Consider the following 548-nt stretch of genomic DNA (forward strand, 5'->3'; position numbering starts at 1 on the left):
TTCAAGCCGAAGAAATCCGTCGCCCTCTCGGGCGTGACCGCGGGCAACACGGCGCTGTGCACGGTCGGCCGCACGGGCAACGACTTGCACTATCGCGGCTACGACATTCTCGACGTCGCCACCACGTGCGAGTTCGAGGAAATCGCCTACCTGCTCGTGCATGAAAAGCTGCCGACGGTGTCGGAGCTGGCCGCTTACAAGAAGAAGTTGAAGGCCTTGCGCGGCCTGCCCGCCAACGTGAAAGCCGCGCTCGAATGGGTGCCCGCTTCGGCCCACCCCATGGACGTGATGCGCACGGGCGTATCGGTGCTCGGCACCGTGTTGCCTGAAAAAGACGACCACAACATCGCCGGCGCGCGCGACATCGCCGACCGCTTGATGGCTTGCCTGGGCTCGATCCTGCTGTACTGGTACCACTACTCGCACAACGGCCGGCGCATCGAAGTGGAAACCGACGACGATTCGATCGGCGGCCATTTCCTGCATCTGCTGCACGGCAAGACGCCGTCCAAATCGTGGGTCGAAGCGATGCATACGTCGCTGATCCT

General features: G+C 63.0%; 1 protein-coding gene. It reads left to right on the forward strand.

Annotated features, from left to right (window positions below):
- The coding region (locus MMB74_RS27370; RefSeq protein ID WP_277431718.1) for a citrate/2-methylcitrate synthase at positions 1-548 on the forward strand (548 nt) is incomplete at both ends.

The sequence above is a fragment of the Trinickia sp. Y13 genome (genome assembly GCF_029522115.1).
GTDB lineage: Bacteria > Pseudomonadota > Gammaproteobacteria > Burkholderiales > Burkholderiaceae > Trinickia.